General features: G+C 62.9%; 20 protein-coding genes and 1 pseudogene. 17 read left to right on the top strand and 4 right to left on the bottom strand.

The genetic code is table 11. The features are described 5' to 3' along the window. Positions 1–21: 21 nt before the first annotated feature. Together Q0Z71_RS01425 and Q0Z71_RS01420 are read right to left on the bottom strand one after the other, a co-directional pair. Complete coding sequence (locus tag Q0Z71_RS01425; RefSeq protein WP_298017119.1) at positions 22–1,785, bottom strand: ABC transporter ATP-binding protein; 1,764 nt, start codon at positions 1,783–1,785, stop codon at positions 22–24. After that, positions 1,782–2,219: a MarR family winged helix-turn-helix transcriptional regulator gene (locus tag Q0Z71_RS01420; protein ID WP_298017114.1), complete on the bottom strand. Its 438-nt coding sequence runs from the start codon at positions 2,217–2,219 to the stop codon at positions 1,782–1,784. The genes Q0Z71_RS01425 and Q0Z71_RS01420 overlap by 4 nt, the downstream gene beginning before the upstream one ends. A 448-nt stretch (positions 2,220–2,667) precedes the next feature. On the opposite strand from Q0Z71_RS01420, the gene Q0Z71_RS01415 reads away from it, so the two are divergent. From Q0Z71_RS01415 to Q0Z71_RS01380, 9 genes and pseudogenes are all read left to right on the top strand, one after another. Continuing rightward, positions 2,668–2,847: a hypothetical protein gene (locus Q0Z71_RS01415; RefSeq protein WP_298017111.1), complete on the top strand. Its 180-nt coding sequence runs from the start codon at positions 2,668–2,670 to the stop codon at positions 2,845–2,847. A gap of 213 nt (positions 2,848–3,060) precedes the next feature. After that, positions 3,061–3,654 (top strand): DUF2975 domain-containing protein, encoded by a 594-nt coding sequence (locus Q0Z71_RS01410; protein ID WP_298017108.1) that lies wholly within the window; start codon positions 3,061–3,063, stop codon positions 3,652–3,654. Positions 3,655–3,665: 11 nt separating this feature from the next. Beyond that, the gene (locus Q0Z71_RS01405) at positions 3,666–4,034 is read left to right on the top strand and encodes a DUF2975 domain-containing protein (RefSeq protein ID WP_298017105.1); all 369 of its coding nucleotides are present in this window, start codon (positions 3,666–3,668) and stop codon (positions 4,032–4,034) included. An 18-nt stretch (positions 4,035–4,052) separates the two neighbouring features. After that, a pseudogene (locus Q0Z71_RS17050) lies at positions 4,053–4,241 on the top strand (DUF2975 domain-containing protein); the annotation flags it as partial. A gap of 11 nt (positions 4,242–4,252) precedes the next feature. After that, on the top strand, positions 4,253–4,474 hold the full coding sequence (locus tag Q0Z71_RS01400; RefSeq protein ID WP_298017102.1) for a helix-turn-helix transcriptional regulator: 222 nt from the start codon (positions 4,253–4,255) through the stop codon (positions 4,472–4,474). Next, complete coding sequence (locus Q0Z71_RS01395; RefSeq protein ID WP_298017099.1) at positions 4,471–4,821, top strand: hypothetical protein; 351 nt, start codon at positions 4,471–4,473, stop codon at positions 4,819–4,821. Before Q0Z71_RS01400 ends, Q0Z71_RS01395 begins: the two co-directional genes overlap by 4 nt. 46 nt (positions 4,822–4,867) lie before the next feature. Continuing rightward, complete coding sequence (locus Q0Z71_RS01390) at positions 4,868–6,388, top strand: DUF4153 domain-containing protein (protein WP_298017096.1); 1,521 nt, start codon at positions 4,868–4,870, stop codon at positions 6,386–6,388. Positions 6,389–6,401: 13 nt separating this feature from the next. Beyond that, positions 6,402–6,908, top strand: a complete 507-nt coding sequence (locus Q0Z71_RS01385; protein WP_298017092.1) for a hypothetical protein — start codon at positions 6,402–6,404, stop codon at positions 6,906–6,908. Between the two features lie 15 nt (positions 6,909–6,923). Next, positions 6,924–7,337: a hypothetical protein gene (locus Q0Z71_RS01380; RefSeq protein ID WP_298017090.1), complete on the top strand. Its 414-nt coding sequence runs from the start codon at positions 6,924–6,926 to the stop codon at positions 7,335–7,337. A 102-nt stretch (positions 7,338–7,439) separates the two neighbouring features. Here the strand turns inward: Q0Z71_RS01380 and Q0Z71_RS01375 are convergent, their stop codons facing one another. Continuing rightward, positions 7,440–8,333 carry a GDSL-type esterase/lipase family protein gene (locus Q0Z71_RS01375; protein ID WP_298017087.1) on the bottom strand — a complete coding sequence of 298 codons (894 nt, stop codon included), beginning with the start codon at positions 8,331–8,333 and terminating at the stop codon, positions 7,440–7,442. Between the two features lie 238 nt (positions 8,334–8,571). Beyond that, positions 8,572–9,489, bottom strand: a complete 918-nt coding sequence (locus tag Q0Z71_RS01370) for a sugar phosphate nucleotidyltransferase (protein ID WP_298017084.1) — start codon at positions 9,487–9,489, stop codon at positions 8,572–8,574. Positions 9,490–9,834: 345 nt separating this feature from the next. On the opposite strand from Q0Z71_RS01370, the gene Q0Z71_RS01365 reads away from it, so the two are divergent. The 8 genes from Q0Z71_RS01365 (at position 9,835) to infB (ending at position 17,082) form a co-directional block, all read left to right on the top strand. After that, on the top strand, positions 9,835–10,251 hold the full coding sequence (locus Q0Z71_RS01365; protein WP_298017081.1) for a Fur family transcriptional regulator: 417 nt from the start codon (positions 9,835–9,837) through the stop codon (positions 10,249–10,251). Continuing rightward, positions 10,238–10,951, top strand: coding sequence for a metal ABC transporter ATP-binding protein (locus Q0Z71_RS01360; protein WP_298017078.1), 714 nt, complete (start codon positions 10,238–10,240; stop codon positions 10,949–10,951). Before Q0Z71_RS01365 ends, Q0Z71_RS01360 begins: the two co-directional genes overlap by 14 nt. Continuing rightward, a complete protein-coding gene (locus tag Q0Z71_RS01355; protein WP_298017075.1) occupies positions 10,948–11,757 on the top strand; it encodes a metal ABC transporter permease in 810 nt (269 codons plus the stop codon). The genes Q0Z71_RS01360 and Q0Z71_RS01355 overlap by 4 nt, the downstream gene beginning before the upstream one ends. A 239-nt stretch (positions 11,758–11,996) precedes the next feature. Further along, positions 11,997–12,458, top strand: a complete 462-nt coding sequence (rimP, locus tag Q0Z71_RS01350; RefSeq protein ID WP_298017072.1) for a ribosome maturation factor RimP — start codon at positions 11,997–11,999, stop codon at positions 12,456–12,458. A gap of 61 nt (positions 12,459–12,519) precedes the next feature. After that, positions 12,520–13,680, top strand: coding sequence for a transcription termination factor NusA (gene nusA, locus Q0Z71_RS01345; RefSeq protein ID WP_298017068.1), 1,161 nt, complete (start codon positions 12,520–12,522; stop codon positions 13,678–13,680). Positions 13,681–13,703: 23 nt separating this feature from the next. Next, positions 13,704–13,985, top strand: a complete 282-nt coding sequence (locus tag Q0Z71_RS01340) for an RNase P modulator RnpM (RefSeq protein WP_298017064.1) — start codon at positions 13,704–13,706, stop codon at positions 13,983–13,985. Next, positions 13,972–14,637 (top strand): 50S ribosomal protein L7, encoded by a 666-nt coding sequence (locus Q0Z71_RS01335; RefSeq protein WP_298017060.1) that lies wholly within the window; start codon positions 13,972–13,974, stop codon positions 14,635–14,637. Before Q0Z71_RS01340 ends, Q0Z71_RS01335 begins: the two co-directional genes overlap by 14 nt. Before the next feature lie 57 nt (positions 14,638–14,694). Further along, positions 14,695–17,082 carry a translation initiation factor IF-2 gene (infB, locus tag Q0Z71_RS01330; protein WP_298017057.1) on the top strand — a complete coding sequence of 796 codons (2,388 nt, stop codon included), beginning with the start codon at positions 14,695–14,697 and terminating at the stop codon, positions 17,080–17,082. Positions 17,083–17,120: the final 38 nt, after the last annotated feature.

Here is a 17,120-nt window from a genome sequence, read left to right as displayed (position 1 = left end):
CCCCGGGGAGTTGTGTTCTGTTCAGCCACCGATGCTCACTCCTTCCTGCTGGGACTGGTAGACCTCGCGGTAGATCCCGCAGGTCTCCATCAAGGTCTCATGGGTCCCCTGGGCCACGATGCGGCCCCCGTCCATCACCAGGATCAGGTCCGCCTCACAGACGGAGGCCACCCGCTGGGCGATGATGATCTTCGTGGTGTCCTTCAGCTCCTGGGCGAACACCTTGCGGATCTTGGCGTCCGTGGCGGTGTCCACGGCGCTGGTGGAGTCGTCCAGGATCAGGACCTTGGGGCGTTTTAAGATCGCCCGGGCGATGCAGAGGCGCTGTTTCTGCCCGCCGGACACGTTGACGCCGCCCTGGCCCAGATCCGTGTCCAGGCCGTCCGGCATCCGCTCCAAAAACTCGTCGGCGCAGGCCGCCCGGCAGGCCGCCCACAGCGCCTCCTCCGTGGCGTTGGGGTCGCCCCAGAGCAGATTCTCCCGGATGGTGCCGGAGAACAGTGTGTTCTTTTGCAGCACCATGCCCACCGCGTCCCGCAGGTGCTCCATGGTGTATGCCTTCACCGGCCTGCCGCCCACGGAGACGGTGCCCTCCGTGGCCTCGTACAGCCGGGGGATCAGGGACACCAGGGTGGTCTTGGCGCTGCCGGTGCCCCCCAGAATGCCCACGGTCTGCCCAGATCGGATGTGGAGGTCGATATCCCGCAGGATCCATTCCGGACTGTCGGCGTTATACTTGAAGGACACCTGGTCGAAGTCGATGCTGCCGTCCGCCACGGCGGCGGGCGTCTCGCAGCCATCGGCGTCCGTATCCGTCTCCGCCTCATCGTCGGTGATGGCGGGCCGCTCCTCCAGCACCTCCACGATGCGCTTGGCGCAGGCCACGGAGCGGGTCAGCATCATGAACACCATGGACACCATCATCAGGGAGGTCAGGATCTGGGTGATATAGGTGAAGAAGGTGATGAGCTTGCCGGTCTCCAGCGTTCCGGCATAGACCATTTTGCCGCCGAACCACATGACGGCGATGATGGTGCCGTAGATGATCAGCATCATGATGGGCATGTTGACCACCACCGTGCCGAAGGCTTTTTCCGAGGTTCCCTTCAGGTCCTGGTTCCGCTGGGCGAATTTCTCCTCCTCATACGGCTCCCGGACAAAGGACTTCACCACCCGGATGCCGGTCAGGTTCTCCTGCACCACCAGGTTCAGCGCGTCGGTCTTCTCCTGGAGGGAGCGGAACATGGGCCCGACCCTTTTCAAGATCCCCGCCACCACGATCAGCAGCAGGGGCAGCGCCACCAGGAACACATTGCTCAGCTGGAAGCTGATGCGGATGGAGAGGAACAGCGCCGAGACCAGCATCACCGGAGCGCGCACCAGCAGCCGCATCCCCATCATCAGGGACATCTGCATGGCCTGCGCGTCGCTGGTCAGGCGGGTCACCAGGGAGGCGGTGGAGAACTTCTCGATGTTGGAGAAGGCATACTCCTGGATATGGTCATACTCCGCCCGCCGCAGATTGGAGCCAAAGCCCTGTCCGGCCACGGACGAACACACCGCCGCTCCCAGGCCGAACGCCAGGGATACCATGGCCATGGCGACCATCAGGCCGCCCTTCTGCATGATAAAGTTCCTGTCCCCGCTGGCGATGCCGATATCCACGATATCGCTCATGACCAGTGGGATCAGCAGTTCAAAGACGGCCTCCGCCGCGCTGCACGCCACACCGGCAGCGATCCATTTGGTGTAAGGCCTTGCGTAGGGCCACAGTTTTCTGATCATAGGTTCCGGTCCTCCTCTAAATTGCGCATGATCCTGTCCAGCAGTCCCCGCAGCGTCTGTTCCTCCTCTGGGGTAAAGCCCCGGAGAAGTGCCCGCTCCGTGTCCAGAAGCCGCTCCTGGAACAGCGCCTGCTGTTCCTTCCCCTTCTCCGTCAGCGTGATGAGGCGCTTCCGGGCGTCGCTGCCGCTGACCGTGCGCCGGACCAGCCCCTTTTCCTCCATCCGGTCCAAAATCCCGTTGGCTGTGGAGGGCTTCACCTTCCAAAACGCCGTTACCTCGCATTGGGGCGCCTGCCCTCCGTGGCGGTGGAGGTACAGCAGGGCGTGTGTCTGTGCGGGGGTCACGTCACAGCCGGACAGCCTTGCGTCCATCCGTTCCCTTGCCAGACGCGCGCAGCAGCCCAGCATCGGACCCAGGGCCTTGGGATATTCCATACGCCGCCTCCTTTCCATTTAATATTTAGCAGGCTAAAAATTAGTGTACTAAATACTAACACAGTTCTCCTATGCCGTCAATATGTAAAATGCTAATATTTTTTGAACGATTTGTGAACAAAAAATGTCGAAACCCGGCTGGTTGTAAACAAATTGTGAAGGTTCCCTTTCAGCCGTTGACTTTCGTTTTTCCACCCGCTATGATAAAACCATCAAGCGGGAAGCTTGATTGACACACACCATTTTCCCTCTCCTTTCTCTATATCATACAGCAAGGCGGACGGTCCGAAAGGCCGTCCGCCTTGCTGTTTTTTCCGTTAGACACGCCTATCCGGACCCGCCTTGCAGTCTCATCCTTCTGTCCCCCACGTTTTTATTGAAAAACGATAAAAAATAATTGACATTCAATAATCTATGTGGTAGGATACCAGAAAAAGGAGGCATTGCCATGGGACTCACCGCCTACTGGACCCCCATCTCCCTGCTGCTGTTGCTTCTCGCGGCCGTCCTGCTGGTCCAGGGCGTCCGCCAAAGGCGCAAAGGCCGCCTGCTGGCTTCCGCCGCCATATTTCTGCTTTTCCTGGCAGGGTATGCCGTGCTGATGGAGTTTATAATCAGGAGTTTATAATGAAATAACTTGAAAAGCGGCAGATCCACTTTTCAAGTGTCGCAGCGCATGTGCGCTGTGACAGGCCGCGGACCGCGGCCTTGATTTGCATTTCATAGGCAATCACTGTGCGCTTTACGCACAGCGGGCATCGCCCGCTTGAAAAATCCCGTGCGGTTTTTCAAGTGAATGGACCATATCACCCGCATGTAACGCCGAATGGAGGAACCGCTTATGGATTCGACCGCTGTGCAAAAAATCGCCAAAATCCTGAATATCCTGGTCATCATCGCGCTGGTCTGCAACATCGTTATTTTGTACCTGATCCCCACCGCCGTATTCGTCAGCGGAAAGGGGGGGCTTCTGGAGGGCGTCCGCGCCTATCTGGGCGGCATCCTGTTCCCCGGCGAGGACGATATCGTGATGGCGGGTATCGCCGGCAGCGCCCTGATCTGGCTTTGGGGATGGGCGGAGATGGATGCTTACAGCATCGTTCTGACACTGTTTCTGCTCTTTGCAGGCATCTGCACCGCCGTCATCCTCTGGCAGGCCCGCCGGGTGCTGAAGACCATTCTCCAGGGAGAACCGTTTTCCACGAAAAACGCCGTCTCTTTGAAGCGGGCCGCTGTGGCCGCCTTCCTCATCGCCGCCGCGGCTTTGGCGCGGGTGGTCTGGAGCGTCTGGCACTACCGCTCCGCCGCGCCCCTGGCCACCTACAACGCCCTGTTCGTGCCGCTGTTCGCCATGTTCGGCCTGCTTTGCCTGGTGATGTCCGCCCTCTTCCGCCAGGCGGCGGAGCTGAAGGCGGAAAACGACCTGACGATTTAAGGAGGGAGCCTATGAAACCGCTTCCTGTACAAAAGCTGTCCGGCTGGCTGGTCGGCGTGCTGGCGCTCCTGCTGTGCCTGGATGTTCTGGTGGTCCCCCTGGCTCCGGCCTTCGCCTATATCCGCAGCGGGAATCCCGAGGGACTCACCTTTGCCGCTCTGTCCGCCACCTTTGACTATGACTTTGACGACGGCCTGGGAAATCTGCTCCGCATCCTTCTGCGGGACGTCTGGCAGACGCCCCGCACCGCCGTGCTGGCCCTGTTTCTGACGGTCTGCGGCGTCTGCGGCGCGGTGATCCTGGTCCAGGGCATCCGCCTGCTGGCCTCCGTGGCCGACGGCCAGCCCTTTTCCGTCCGCAATGCCCGCTGCCTGCACTGAGCCGCCGCCGGCTGCTTCGTCATCGCCGGAGCCGCCCTGGTCAAGACCATCTGCGTCTGCCGGCTGCTGGCCTCGCTCCATCCCTGGCTCTCCTACACGGCTCTGTTTATTCCCCTCTTCGTCATGCTGGGGCTGTGCTGTCTGGTGGCCGCCGGTCTCTTCCGCCAGGCGGCGGAGGTAAAGGCCGAAAACGACACGATCATATAAGGGGGCGCACAATGGCAATTATCGTCAATCTGGATGTGATGATGGCAAAGCGGAAGATGTCCCTCTCCCAGCTCTCTGAAAAGGTGGACATCACCCTTGCCAATCTCTCCATCTTGAAAAACAACAAGGCCAAGGCCGTCCGGTTCTCCACGCTGGAGGCCATCTGCTCTGCCCTGGACTGCCAGCCGGGGGACATTCTGGAATTTGTGCCGGAAAAGGAGGAGCCATCATGAGGGCGGCGGGCCGAAACCGCCGCCGGGCCATGCTGCTCTGCGGCGCCCTCCTGTTCTGCGCCGTCTTTTACTGCCGCCACCACTTCACGCCCGCCCGGTGGGAGGCCATGCACAACCGGGGCAATCTGGTGGGCAGCCTCCTCCGGCAGTACGACGGGCTGATGGGGATGCAGGAAGCGGAACTGGACGTCCTCCTTGGCCCCGTCTCAACGGAAGCATGGCAGGGCGAGCTGCGCCGCTGCTACTGGATCGGCAGCGGGCGGGGCCTGGAGTGGTTCCCGGAATATATGATCGTCTACCTGCTGGAAGACGGTACTGTTGGCCGCGTGGAATACGAATGGGCCTGAAAAAAACGTCCGCTTTTGACGGACAGTAACGATAGGAGAATTGGATATGTCTGCATTTGAAAAAGCCCTCCCGGCGGAGGGCCTGGTAAAGTCTGCCCAAAATCCCGCCAAAACCTATGAGGCCGCCCCCCGGGACCGCCTGTTCCTGTTCTTTACAGCCGCGTTTTGTGTCCTGCTGACGGACACGCTGATCTGGCACGGCCCCACCGCCGGACTGACCGCCGCGGTGTTCGCCTGGTATGTCCTGGTCCTGTGCTACACCGGGACCGCCCCCCTGTCCCTCCGTTCCAACCGCGTGCTCCTGCTGTTCAACCTGTTCCTGGCGGCGGCCATGGCCCTGGGCTCCAACTGGTATTTCCGCCTCTGGAACCTGATGGCCCTGCTGGTGCTCCTGCCGGTCCACGCCCTGGCCCTCTCCGGCGCGGCCCAGCTGCCCTGGTGGCGGCCCATGATGCTGTGGGAGCGCTTCCTATTGCTGCTGCGGGGGCTTTTCTGCCATCTGGGAGCGGTGCCTGCCGCGGCCGCGGCGGGAAAGAGCCGGGACCGCCGCAGGGTCCTGCCCCTGGCGGCGGGAGCTGTCTGCGCCCTGGTCCTGCTGGCGTTCCTCATTCCCATCCTGGCCTCGGCCGACGCGCTGTTCGCCGCCGCCACGGCGGACCTCCGGCGGTTCATGCAGGCACACTTCTCCACTGCGCTGTGGAAGCTGATCTGGGGCCTGGTGCTGACGCCCTTCCTCTTCGGACTGCTGTACAGTCTCCGCCATCCCGTCCCTTTGAAGGCGCGCAACGGCGAAAAGCAGCCCGCCGCCGACGCCCTGGGCTTTGCCATGGTCCTGGCGGCCCTGGACGCGCTGTATCTGCTTTTTCTGGCAATCCAGTCCGCCGGGCTGTTCGGCGGGGCAGACTATCTGGCCCAGCGGGGCATCAGCTATGCCGAGTGGGCCCGCAGCGGCTTTTTCCAGATGGTGGGCGTCACCGCCGTGAACCTCACCGCCGTCATGGCGGCGCTGTCCTTCTCCCGGCAGGAGGGGCGGTGCTGGACGGCCGTCCGCCTGCTTGCCGCCCTTCTGGCGCTGGAGAGCCTGGTGCTGCTGGCCTCCGCCGCCTGGCGGATGACCCTGTATGTCTCCGCCTATGGCCTCAGCTTCAAGCGCTGTATGACCTACTGGGGCATGGTGATGATGGCCCTCTTCCTGCTGGCGGCTCTGCGCAAGGTCCAAAGGCCGGACCGCAGTTTCTGCAGGCTGGCCTTTCCCCTGGCCCTGGCGGGATGGCTGGTCATCAACTGCGTCCCCGTGGACTATCTGGTGGCAAAGGACCAGGTGGACCGGTATCTGGCCGGTGAAAGCGCCGCCATCGACGTGGAATACCTGCTCTATGACCTGTCCTATGATACTCTCTCTCAGCTGGAGCGGCTGGATGGCGGCCTGGCCTGCTGGGACCGGAACGGCGGCCAGCGGCGGCTGGATACTTTGATCCTCAACCGCCGTATCAGCGCCTGCCGGGAGTGCGCCGACTGGCACACCTGGTCCCTCTCCGCCTGTCTGGCCGCGGGCCAGTCCTCGTGAAAGGAGTCCTTTGATGCACCGTTTGATCCCGTTTTTTCTGGCAGTTCTCCTCCTGCTCTCCCTGTCCATGCACCGAGCCCTGTCTGACGCGGTCTCGTCTCTCAGCGAGACCGCCAAGATCTCCCGCGCCCTGGGCACTGACGTCTCCGGCGGGACCGTGGCCGCCTCCTCCGACAGTCACGGCGGCTTCCACGGAGACGGCCTGACCTTCGTGGAGCTCACCTTTCCCGACGACAGCTTCGGCAGCCGTGTTCAAAACCGCTGGCGCTCCCTGCCTCTCAGCGGCAATTTACAGGCGTTTGTCTACGGCGTCTCCGGCACGGGGCCCTATATCACCCAGGACGGGGTCCGCTGTTTCCCCCTCGTCGAGAACGGATATTACTATTTTGAGGACCGGCAGGCCGAGGATACCGACCCCCACAGCGATCTTCATCTCTTCCGGCGGTATTCCTACAACGTCACCATTGCGATCTATGACGCCGATGCCAAGGCCCTGTACTACTGTAAATTCGACACCTGAAAGCCGGAGGTCTCTATGCCCAAAAGGAGTTTTCTTCTGCCTGTTTTCTGCGTGCTTTTCTCCGGTCTCATCCTCACCTGCTGTACCCCGGAACGGCGGGCGGCCCGCTATGTGGAGGCCCACCATGGGGAGCTGCAGTCCGACATGGACGGCTATTTCAGCGGGGAGATCCCCCTCACCTACCGCGGCTCGGCCTTCTCCGCTGTAAACCACTGGGACGGCCGCCACCCCATGGTGGAATACCTGCTCACCGGCCCCGGCTATTATGGCTTCTACTACTCCCCGGACGACGTGCCCCTGGCCTTCCAAAACGCAGACCTTCCTCTGGCGGAAGCGGACGGCGGCTGGCAATGGCGCGGCGAGGGGGACAACCGCGGTTTCACCCGCCGCCTGTCCCCCTGCTGGTACTACTTTGAAGCGCAATTTTGAAGTCCTTCCAAGGTGTAAAATAAGCGGCCCTGCCCGTTGGGCAAGGCCGCTTCCGCTTATCAAATCATAAAAGCACAATCCCTGGCTGAGTGGGAGGCCGCGTCATGCCGCGTCCGCGGTCCCACCCGCCTCCGCTCCTGCTTCCGCCTGCCCCACGGGATGGGTCCGCAGGTATTCCAGCCAGGCCTGACAGCCTGTCACATTCAAGTGCACGCCGTCAAAGGTCCAGTCCGCCCGCAGGCAGCCGCTCTCGTCCGCCACGGCCTCCGCCACGTTGATGTAAGGGCACTCCTTCTCCTCCGCCAGCGCCAGGAGTACCTCGTTGTAGGCCGCGATGCGCCCGTTGTTCACATAGCTGCCCTTGGCGTCCTGCTTGGCGCTGACCGGAAGGATGGACTGGAGCACCACCTCCGCGCCGGGGTGGTCCTCCCGAAGGCGGTCGATGACCTTGGCACACTGGTCCCGGAAAGTCTCCGTCTTGGCCCAGCCCAGCTCGTTGACGCCCAGCATCACGTACACCTTGCCGCAGGGCGCCGCCGCCACCGCGTCCAGCAGGGGCACCTTGCCCTTGGGCGTCTCCCACGCCTTTTTGGTGAACACGGATTCCACCGTGGCCCCCACCGCGTAAAAATAGGTCCCTGTTTTCAGGCCGCTGTAAAGGTGAAAGCCCTCCGTGCGGGAATCCCCCAGGAACACCACGTCGTCAAAATACGCATCCTCCACCGGGGCGCTCTCCGCCACCGGGGCAAAGGGCGCCTTCTCCGGCTCCGCCGGGACATCGGCCTCCTCCGGCTGTTTCTGCGGTGGCTCCGCCGCCTGCATCTCAGGCGCATGCTCCGCCGCCGGCAGCAGCTGCGCCGTGATCCGCTCCACCGGCGAATCCGCCGCCGCGCCCGCCGGTCCCGCCGATGTCAGCACCACCGCCGCCACCGCCAGCAAGGCCACGATCCCCGGCAGACGCGTTCTGCCGTTTGCTTTCTCTCTCTTTCCCGCCATATATGTCCGCTCCTCTGGCCGCATTGTTGATCCGCTTTCTATTATAGACGAAACAGGGCGAAAAAAGTCGAAACAATTTGTTAAAATTTTGGTATCAAATTGTTTCAAAATCACCAAAGGGTTTGAATCCCCGCCGCCCGGCGGAAAAACAGTGTTTGCGGCAAAAAAAAGCGCGTACGGCATGCCGTACGCGCTTTTTCACAGGTCGATCCGGCCTTTTCCGCCGGGCGGATAGGTCTCATTTCCGCAGGTCCTCCGGGTAGGCGCCCGTCTCATGGAGCTTTTTCAGCTCCGCGGCCACCACCTCCCGGTCCTGCTGGTAGGTCATGCCAAACCACCTGTCCGTGGAGTGGAGCACGGACACCTCCAGCTTTCCATCTTGCATCTGCTGGTCCACCATCACGGGGAGCAGGCACTCCGCCTTGATGTTGTCCCCCGCCTCATGGCGCAGGAAATTTTCAAAATACGCCCGCAGGGCCGGGAAGATGGAGGGCGCAAAGCCCCAGAAGTTCATGGACACCACGGTGTCCGGCGCCAGGTCCCGGTCCTCCGCCAGGTCCTTCAGGGAGCCGTCGGGATACATCTGGACCTTCAGCGCCTCCCGGACGGACTGGAGCTTTCCATCCGCCACGGTGCAGATCCCCCGGGAGACCGTGCCGTGGAGACTGGCGGTGTTTTTCAGCAGGTAGCCCACCATGGTGGCCTTCCCCTCCGCGGGCAGCCTGACCAGCTCGTCATAGATGGTCTGGTAGGCGTCGATGCCATAGTAGTCGTCCGCGTTGATGACGCAGCAGGGCTCCCGCACCGCGTCCGCCGCGCACAGCAGGGCGTGGACCGTGCCGAAGGGCTTGGTCCGCTCCGGCGGGATGGTATAGAAATCCGGCATCGAGGAAAAATCCTGAAAGACATAGGCCACTTCCACAGGACTGCCGTCCCTGGCCGTCTTTTTCTCCAGATAGTCCCCGCACAGGCGGCGCATCATCTCCTCCATCTCCGGTTTGATGATGAACACGACCTTGTTGAAGCCCGCCCGCAGGGCGTCGTAAATGGAATATTCCATCAAAATCTCATGGTGCGGACCAATCCCGTCCACCTGCTTGCTGCCGCCGTAGCGGGACCCCAGTCCCGCCGCCATGATGACCAGAGATACTTTCATGCGATCTTCTCCTAATCTTGTTTTTGCGCACCCTTACGCAGCGGGTTTTCTATTCTGATAGCCGGCACAGTTGAAAAGACTTCCAAAAAGTCTTTTCCATGCAGCGCTGTGCAGCGCCGCAGACCGCCTATGCGGTCCTCTGCGCCTGACTTCATGGGAAACGCATGGGCGCCTTGTGCGCAGGCGGACCATCCGTCCGCCGCTTGAAAAGGAGCCTGCACTCCTTTCCAACTGCGTTGACTATACCATACCGCACTTCCCCATTTTTTGCAACTACTCTTGACTTTTTTCCATCCCTGTCTATAATATGAAAATGATTCTCATTTTTATATTGGAGGCACATCCATGCCGTACACCACCAAACAGCACCAGGCCATTCTGAACTGCCTGTCCCGCCGGGCCGAGGAGGCCCTGACCGCCGCGGACCTGGCAGAGGACCTGCGCCGGGCGGGCAGTCCCGTGGGACTCGCCACCATCTACCGCCAGCTGGAAAAGCTGGAAAAGCTGGGCCGCATCCACAAGGTCAGCACCGAGGAGGGCGCGTTCTATCAGTACTGCCCCCATCCGGCGGAGGGCCGGGACTGCTTTCTCCTCCGGTGCGAGGCCTGCGGCCGCATCGTCCACCTGGACTGCTCCCACCTGCGGGAGCTCTATACCCATCTGGAAACGGACCACCACTTCCGCATCGACCCCCGCCGGACGGTGCTGACCGGCCTGTGCGGGGCCTGCGCGGAGAAGGAGGCTGTTCATGGGAACAACTGAACTCATCGTCTGCCGGGACGTCTCCCTGGGCTATGAGGGACAGAGCGTCCTGTCCCACCTGGACCTGACCATCCGGGCCGGAGACTACCTCTGCATCGTGGGCGACAACGGCTCCGGCAAGTCCACCCTGCTGCGGGGCCTGCTGGGGCTGCTCACGCCCCAGTCCGGCGAGATCTGGCGGGCGCCGGAGCTGCAAAAGGGCGCTGTGGGCTACCTGCCCCAGCAGACCCGCGCCCAGAGGGATTTTCCCGCCACCGTGTTTGAGGTGGTCCTCTCCGGCTGTCTGAACCGCAAGGGGATGCGCTTTTTCTACTCTGCCGCCCAGAAGTCCGAGGCGCTGATGAACATGGGCAAGCTGGGCGTGCTGGAACTGAAGGACGCCTGCTACCGGGACCTCTCCGGCGGCCAGCAGCAGCGCGTCCTGCTGGCCAGGGCCCTGTGCGCCGCCAGCCGCCTGCTGATCCTGGACGAGCCCATCACCGGCCTGGACCCCGCCGCGGCCCAGGACCTCTACAAGACGCTGGCCTACCTGAACCAGAAGGAGGGCATGGCGGTGGTGATGGTGACCCATGATCTGAAGGCCGCCCTCCGCAGCGCCCGCACGGTCCTCCACATCGGGCGCAGGGGCCTGTTTTTGGGCACCGCGCCGGAATATCTCGCCTCCCCCCTGGGACGGCGCTTCCAGGAGGCCGACCTATGAGCATTTTGCAGATGTTTTCCTTCCCCTTCATGCAGCGGGCGCTGGTCGCCGGGGTGCTGGTGAGCCTGTGCGCGGCGCTGCTGGGCGTCTCCCTGGTGCTGAAGCGGTACTCCATGATCGGCGACGGCCTCAGCCACGTCTCCTTCGGCGCCCTGGCCATCGCCGTGGCCCTTGGCGTCACGCCGCTGTATTTCTCCATTCCTGTGGTCATCCTGGCGGCGTTCCTGCTGCTGCGGGTGGCGGACCATCCCCGCTGGAACAGCGACGCCGCCATCGCCGCCATGAGCGCCTCCTCCCTGGCCGTGGGCATTCTGGTCATCTCCCGCACCACGGGCATGACCACCGATGTGGACAACTACATGTTCGGCAGCGTCCTGGCCATGTCCAAGGCGGATGTGGCGCTGTCTGTGGTGCTGTGCGCCGCCGTGCTGGTGCTCTTCGTCCTGTTCTACCACAAGCTGTTCGCCGTGACCTTTGACGAGAACTTCTCCCGGGCCACCGGGCTGAAGGTGGACTGGTACAACACCCTGCTGGCGATCCTGACGGCCCTGACCATCGTGCTGGGGATGCGGATGATGGGCGCCATGCTGATCTCCTCTCTGATCATCTTCCCCGCCCTCACCGCCATGCGGCTGTTCAAGAGCTTCCGGGGCGTCATTCTCTGCGCCGCCGTCACTTCAGTGACTTGCTTCTGTGTGGGGCTGACGGTGTCCTTCACCATGTCCACCCCCGTGGGCGCGTCGGTGGTCTGCGCCAACCTGGCGCTGTTTCTGCTCTCCTGCCTGCCGGCCGCCTTGAGGCGGTAAAGCGCCCCGCGGGCGGGAGGGGCGCGCCCGCAGGCGGAAAAATCTCCGCTCTGATCCAAGGGATCCTGCACGATTGCTGTTTATTGTAAAGAAAATACTTGCACTTTTTTATAAGATGTGTTATAAATACATATATTAGAGAGTGTAAGGTATGGAGTGGACCTGCGGTCCGCTCTTTTTCTTGGCCTTTTTCCATCTCTCAAAATTCGTAAAATCTGGCAAATGAAGGGAGCCTTCCCATGAAAAAGATCACGGAACTCACTGCCGAGCTTGCCGCGCCCGCTATCGCGGAGGCCGGATGCACCCTCTGGGACGTGGAGTATGTCAAGGAGGCCGGCACCTGGTATCTGCGGGTGCTGCTGGACAAAGAGGGCGGCGTGGACATTCTGGACTGTGAGAACGTGTCCCGGAAGCTCTCCGACCTTTTGGACGAGGCGGACCCCATCGAGGGCAGCTACACCCTGGAGGTCGGCTCCGCCGGAGCGGAGCGGGCGCTGAAGCGTCCCTCTGATTTCCAGCGGTTCCTGGGCAGTCCCGTGCTGGTGAAGCTGTACCGCAGTCAGGATGGCCGGAAGGAATTCGCCGGCACCCTCACCGCCCACGATGCGGACTCCGGCGCCGTCACCATCACAGTGGGCAGCCGGGAGATGACCTTTGAGAAAAAGGACGTCGCCCTGGTCCGCCTGCGTGTGGAATTTTAAAAAAGCCCGCAGCTGTCAATGATTTATTATCAATTCATATCATAACAAGGAGAATCGACCGATGAAAGGCAAGAAGCAGAAAGAGCCCGCCGGGATGAATCCGGCGGAGATCTTCGCCGCCCTGGCGCTGCTGGAAAAGGAGCGCAACATCCCCCAGACCTTCATGATGGAAAAGATCATCCAGGCCATCACCACCGCCTACAAGCGGGACCACGAGGGCGTGGAAAACGTCATTGTGGACGTGGATGAGGCGCATCAGGACCTGCGGATGTATGTCCAGAAAAATGTGGTGGACGAAGAGGACTATGTGGACCCCGCCAACGAAATGACGCTGGAGGAGGCCAAGGCCCTCTCCGCCAAGTATGAGATCGGCGACATCGTCAACATCCCCGTGGACAAGATGGAGTTTGGCCGCATCGCCGCAGGCAACGGCAAGCAGGTGATCATCCAGGGCCTGCGGGAGGCCGAGCGGGGCCAGGTGTATGACGAGTTCAACTCCAAGCAGCATGAGATCCTCACCGGCGTGGTCACCCGCATCGACCCCCGGAACGGCAACGTGTCCCTGCGCATCGGCACCGGCACGGAATCCACGGAGGCGCTGCTGATGTCGGGCGAGCAGGTCCCCGGCGAGATGCTGGAAGAGGGCATGCACGTCAAGGTCTATGTGGTGGACGTCCGCCGCTCCACCCGCGGTCCCCAGATCCTCATCTCCCGGACCCATCCGGGCCTGGTGAAGCGTCTGTTCGAGCTGGAAGTCCCTGAGATCTACGACGGCACCGTGGAGGTGAAGTCCATCGCCCGGGAGGCCGGCAGCCGCACAAAGATGGCCGTCTGGAGCAACGACGAGAACGTGGACCCCATCGGCGCCTGTGTGGGCCCCAAGGGCCAGCGTGTCGCCGGTATCGTGGAGGAGCTGCGGGGCGAGAAGATCGACATCATCAAGTACAGCGAGGACCCCGCGCAATTCATCGCCGCCGCCCTGGCTCCCGCCGACGTGGTGGATGTGTGGATGGCGGACGAGGGCAAGGCCTGCCGCGTCCTGGTGCCGGACGACCAGCTGTCCCTGGCCATCGGCAAGGAGGGCCAGAACGCCCGTCTGGCCGCCCGCCTCACCGGCTATAAGATCGATATCAAGCCCCAGAGCTATCAGGACCCCGAGGAGGGTGTGGACGAGGATCAGGTGGAGATCATCGGGGAAGACGACGCCCCCGCGGAAGAATAATCACAGGAAAGGCGGCCTGACAGATGCCGAAAGTAAAAAAGATCCCCCAGCGGCAGTGTGTGGGCTGCCGGGAAATGAAAGATAAGAAGTCCCTGCTCCGGGTGGTCAAGTCCCCGGAGGGGACCGTCAGTCTGGACTTTGGCGGCAAGAAGCCCGGCCGCGGCGCCTACGTGTGCCACGACGTGGCCTGCCTCCAGCGGGCCAGGAAAACCAGAGCGCTGGAGCGTGCCTTTGAGACGGCCATCCCCGCCGAGGTCTATGACGCCATGGAGGCGGAACTGCGAGGTGCGGATGAACAGTCATAACAACATTCTCTCCCTTCTGGGTCTGGCCCTCCGGGGCGGCAACCTGGTCCTGGGAGAGGAGCCGGTGGAGGCCGCGGCCCGCGCCCGGGACGCCCGGGTGCTGCTGCTGGCCGCCGACGCGGCGGACAATACCCGCCGCAGGACGGAGCGCTTTGCGGACGCCGGACAGTGCCTGTGGCTGCGCCTCCCCTTTACGAAGGCCGAACTGGGCCGTGCCCTTGGCCGCACCTCCGTGGCCATCGCGGCGGTGACGGACATCGGCCTCGCCAGCGCTGCCGTCCGCCGTCTGGCGGAGCTGGACCCCGCCCGGTATACGGAGGCCGCCGCCCGGCTGGATGTCAAGGCCCAGCGGGCCGCTGAACGGAGAGCCGAACAGGCGGCTCACGAAAAAAATCTCCGGCAGGGCAGGAAAAAGTCTCCCAAGGCCGTCTCCGCCCCAAAGGACAGTCCCGGCGGGAGCGCTTCGCCGGAGGACGTTCCCCACAGGGCGCCCCAGCCCCCTGCCGCCGCCCCCAAGGGCGCGGCTCCCAGGAAGCCGCGCTCCCGCCCCTCCAAGGAAAACCGCCCCAAGCCGCGGGCAAAGCCAAATCCCTACGCCCACAGCCGCCCTGTGAAAAAGGGCAAGGGCTCCTTCCGGAAGAAGGAAGGCTGAGCGTATTGATCCAAAAATTTCCCAGCCCCCGGGTTGGTGCATAACGAGGTGTTTTTATTGGGTATTGAAAAATACAGGGTCCATGAGGTGGCAAAGGATTTCAACCTGCCTACCAAGACCATCACCGAGATCCTGACCAAGTACGTGGCCGCGCCGAAGAACCATATGCAGGTGCTGTCCGACCACGAGCTGTCTGTGATCTTCGACTATCTGACACAGCATAACCAGGTCTCCAGCATCCAGGCCATCTACGCGGACATCGAGCAGGAGAAGCCCAAGCCGGCCGCTCCCGCCCAGCAGCCTGCGCCCCAGGCGGCCAAGCAGGCGCCTGCCAAACAACAGAACGCCGCTCCCAAGGCCGCGCCTGCCCAGCAGGCAAAACCCGCTCCCGCTGCCGGAAAGCCCGCGCAGCAGGGCGCGAAGCCTGCCGCGCAGCCCATCCAGCAGCCTGTCAGCCGTGTGCCCCAGAAGAAGATCGTGGACACCCGCAAGGGCGGCGACGTGAACCTGGCCAAGTACGACGAGCGCCTGGAGGATCTGGGCGGCCAGCGGGGCGAGCGGATGCAGCAGAAGGGCGGCAAGGAGAAATTCCGCAACAGCAATCAGCGAAGGGGCGGCATGACCTTCTCCAACAAGCGCCGCCAGGACGAGGCGGAGAAAATGCGCCGCCTCCAGCTGGAGATCGCCAAAAAGGCCCCCGTCAAGGTCCAGATCCCCGACGAGATCTCTGTGGGCGAGCTGGCCAGCCGCATGAAAAAGACCGGCGCCGAGGTGGTCAAGTGCCTGATGAAGAACGGCGTCATGGCCTCCCTCTCCCAGATGATCGACTTCGATACCGCCGCCATCATCGCCGAGGAGATGGGCTGCAAGGTGGAGAAGGAAGTGGTCGTCACCATTGAGGAAAAGCTCATCGACGTCCACGAGGATAAGCCCGAGGACCTGGTGCCCCGTGCCCCCGTGGTGGTGGTCATGGGTCACGTGGACCACGGCAAGACCTCCCTGCTGGATACCATCCGGAACACCTCCGTGGCCGCGGGCGAGGCCGGCGGCATCACCCAGCACATCGGTGCCTATCAGGTCCAGGTGAACGGCAAGCCCATCACCTTCCTGGATACGCCGGGCCACGAGGCCTTCACTTCCATGCGTGCCCGCGGCGCCATGATCACCGACATCGCCATTTTGATGGTGGCGGCGGACGACGGCATCATGCCCCAGACCATCGAGTCCATCAACCACGCCAAGGCCGCCAACATCCCCATCATCGTCGCCATCAACAAGATCGATAAGGAGAACGCCAATCCCGACCGGGTCCTCCAGCAGCTCACCGAGCACGGCCTGGTGCCCGAGGACTGGGGCGGCGAGACCATCTGCTGCAAGGTGTCCGCCAAGAAGAACATCGGCATCGACAACCTGCTGGAAAACCTGGTGCTGCTTGCCGAGATCCAGGAGCTGAAGGCCAACCCCAACCGGGCGGGCCAGGGCACCGTCATCGAGGCCCGGCTGGACAAGGGCCGCGGTCCCGTGGCTACCCTGCTGGTGCAGAACGGCACGCTGAAGCAGGGCGACATCATCATCGCCGGCACCGCCGTGGGCCGTGTCCGCACCATGCTGGACTACAAGGGCAACCGCCTCACCGAGGCCGGTCCCTCTGTTCCCGTGGAGATCGCGGGCCTCTCCGAGGCCCCCTCCGCCGGCAGCCCCTTCTTCGCCGTGGCCGACGAGCGCATGGCCCGTGAGCTGGTGGAGCAGCGCAAGGCCGAGGAGAAGGCCAAGGCCGCCGCGCCGGTCCAGAAGGTCTCTCTGGAGAATCTGTTCGACCAGATCCAGGCCGGTGAGCGCAAGGAGCTGGCCCTAATCGTCAAGGCCGACGTTCAGGGCAGCGTGGAGGCCGTGAAGGCCTCTCTGGAGAAGCTCTCCAACGAGGAGGTCAACGTCCGCGTCATCCACGGCGGCGTGGGCGCCATCAACGAGTCCGACGTGATGCTGGCCGCCTCCTCCAACGCCATCATCGTGGGCTTCAACGTCCGGCCCGACGCCGCCGCCCGGGACGGCGCCCAGCGCCAGAACGTGGATATGCGGATGTACCGCGTCATCTACGACTGCATCGACGAGATCGAGGCCGCCATGAAGGGTATGCTGGCGCCCAAGTTCCGGGAGGTGGTCCTGGGCCATGCGGAGATCCGCCAGACCTACAAGGTCTCCGGCGTGGGCACCGTGGCCGGCTGCTATGTCCAGGACGGCAAGATCGTCCGGGCCTGCTCCGTGCGGGTGGTCCGGGACGGCATCGTCATCCACGAGGGCAGCCTGGCCTCCCTCCAGCGCTTCAAGGACTCCGTCAAGGAGGTCGTGCAGAAGTATGAGTGCGGCCTGACCATTGAGAAGTTCAACGACATCAAGGAAGGCGATATCGTTGAGGCATTCACCATGGAGGAGATCCCCCGCTGACACACATACCAGGGGCGGCGACCACGTCGCCGCCCCTG

Origin of the sequence: uncultured Dysosmobacter sp. (assembly GCF_947631635.1) — a bacterium.
Lineage (GTDB): Bacteria > Bacillota > Clostridia > Oscillospirales > Oscillospiraceae > Oscillibacter.
The sequence above is the reverse complement of the archived record's forward strand: the minus strand, read 5'-3'. Positions and strand labels throughout refer to the sequence as shown.

What these genes read in the sequence shown, in the direction of transcription:
- Q0Z71_RS01420 (WP_298017114.1), bottom strand. Translation starts at nt 2,219, where the DNA reads ATGGAATATCCCAAGGCCCTGGGTCCGATGCTGGGCTGCTGCGCGCGT.
- Q0Z71_RS01385 (WP_298017092.1), top strand. Translation starts at nt 6,402, where the DNA reads ATGCACCGTTTGATCCCGTTTTTTCTGGCAGTTCTCCTCCTGCTCTCC.
- Q0Z71_RS01395 (WP_298017099.1), top strand. Translation starts at nt 4,471, where the DNA reads ATGAGGGCGGCGGGCCGAAACCGCCGCCGGGCCATGCTGCTCTGCGGC.
- Q0Z71_RS01370 (WP_298017084.1), bottom strand. Translation starts at nt 9,489, where the DNA reads ATGAAAGTATCTCTGGTCATCATGGCGGCGGGACTGGGGTCCCGCTAC.
- Q0Z71_RS01365 (WP_298017081.1), top strand. Translation starts at nt 9,835, where the DNA reads ATGCCGTACACCACCAAACAGCACCAGGCCATTCTGAACTGCCTGTCC.
- Q0Z71_RS01360 (WP_298017078.1), top strand. Translation starts at nt 10,238, where the DNA reads ATGGGAACAACTGAACTCATCGTCTGCCGGGACGTCTCCCTGGGCTAT.
- Q0Z71_RS01405 (WP_298017105.1), top strand. Translation starts at nt 3,666, where the DNA reads ATGAAACCGCTTCCTGTACAAAAGCTGTCCGGCTGGCTGGTCGGCGTG.
- Q0Z71_RS01390 (WP_298017096.1), top strand. Translation starts at nt 4,868, where the DNA reads ATGTCTGCATTTGAAAAAGCCCTCCCGGCGGAGGGCCTGGTAAAGTCT.
- Q0Z71_RS01340 (WP_298017064.1), top strand. Translation starts at nt 13,704, where the DNA reads ATGCCGAAAGTAAAAAAGATCCCCCAGCGGCAGTGTGTGGGCTGCCGG.
- Q0Z71_RS01425 (WP_298017119.1), bottom strand. Translation starts at nt 1,785, where the DNA reads ATGATCAGAAAACTGTGGCCCTACGCAAGGCCTTACACCAAATGGATC.
- Q0Z71_RS01400 (WP_298017102.1), top strand. Translation starts at nt 4,253, where the DNA reads ATGGCAATTATCGTCAATCTGGATGTGATGATGGCAAAGCGGAAGATG.
- Q0Z71_RS01355 (WP_298017075.1), top strand. Translation starts at nt 10,948, where the DNA reads ATGAGCATTTTGCAGATGTTTTCCTTCCCCTTCATGCAGCGGGCGCTG.
- Q0Z71_RS01380 (WP_298017090.1), top strand. Translation starts at nt 6,924, where the DNA reads ATGCCCAAAAGGAGTTTTCTTCTGCCTGTTTTCTGCGTGCTTTTCTCC.
- Q0Z71_RS01410 (WP_298017108.1), top strand. Translation starts at nt 3,061, where the DNA reads ATGGATTCGACCGCTGTGCAAAAAATCGCCAAAATCCTGAATATCCTG.
- nusA (WP_298017068.1), top strand. Translation starts at nt 12,520, where the DNA reads ATGAAAGGCAAGAAGCAGAAAGAGCCCGCCGGGATGAATCCGGCGGAG.
- Q0Z71_RS01375 (WP_298017087.1), bottom strand. Translation starts at nt 8,333, where the DNA reads ATGGCGGGAAAGAGAGAGAAAGCAAACGGCAGAACGCGTCTGCCGGGG.
- Q0Z71_RS01415 (WP_298017111.1), top strand. Translation starts at nt 2,668, where the DNA reads ATGGGACTCACCGCCTACTGGACCCCCATCTCCCTGCTGCTGTTGCTT.
- rimP (WP_298017072.1), top strand. Translation starts at nt 11,997, where the DNA reads ATGAAAAAGATCACGGAACTCACTGCCGAGCTTGCCGCGCCCGCTATC.
- Q0Z71_RS01335 (WP_298017060.1), top strand. Translation starts at nt 13,972, where the DNA reads ATGAACAGTCATAACAACATTCTCTCCCTTCTGGGTCTGGCCCTCCGG.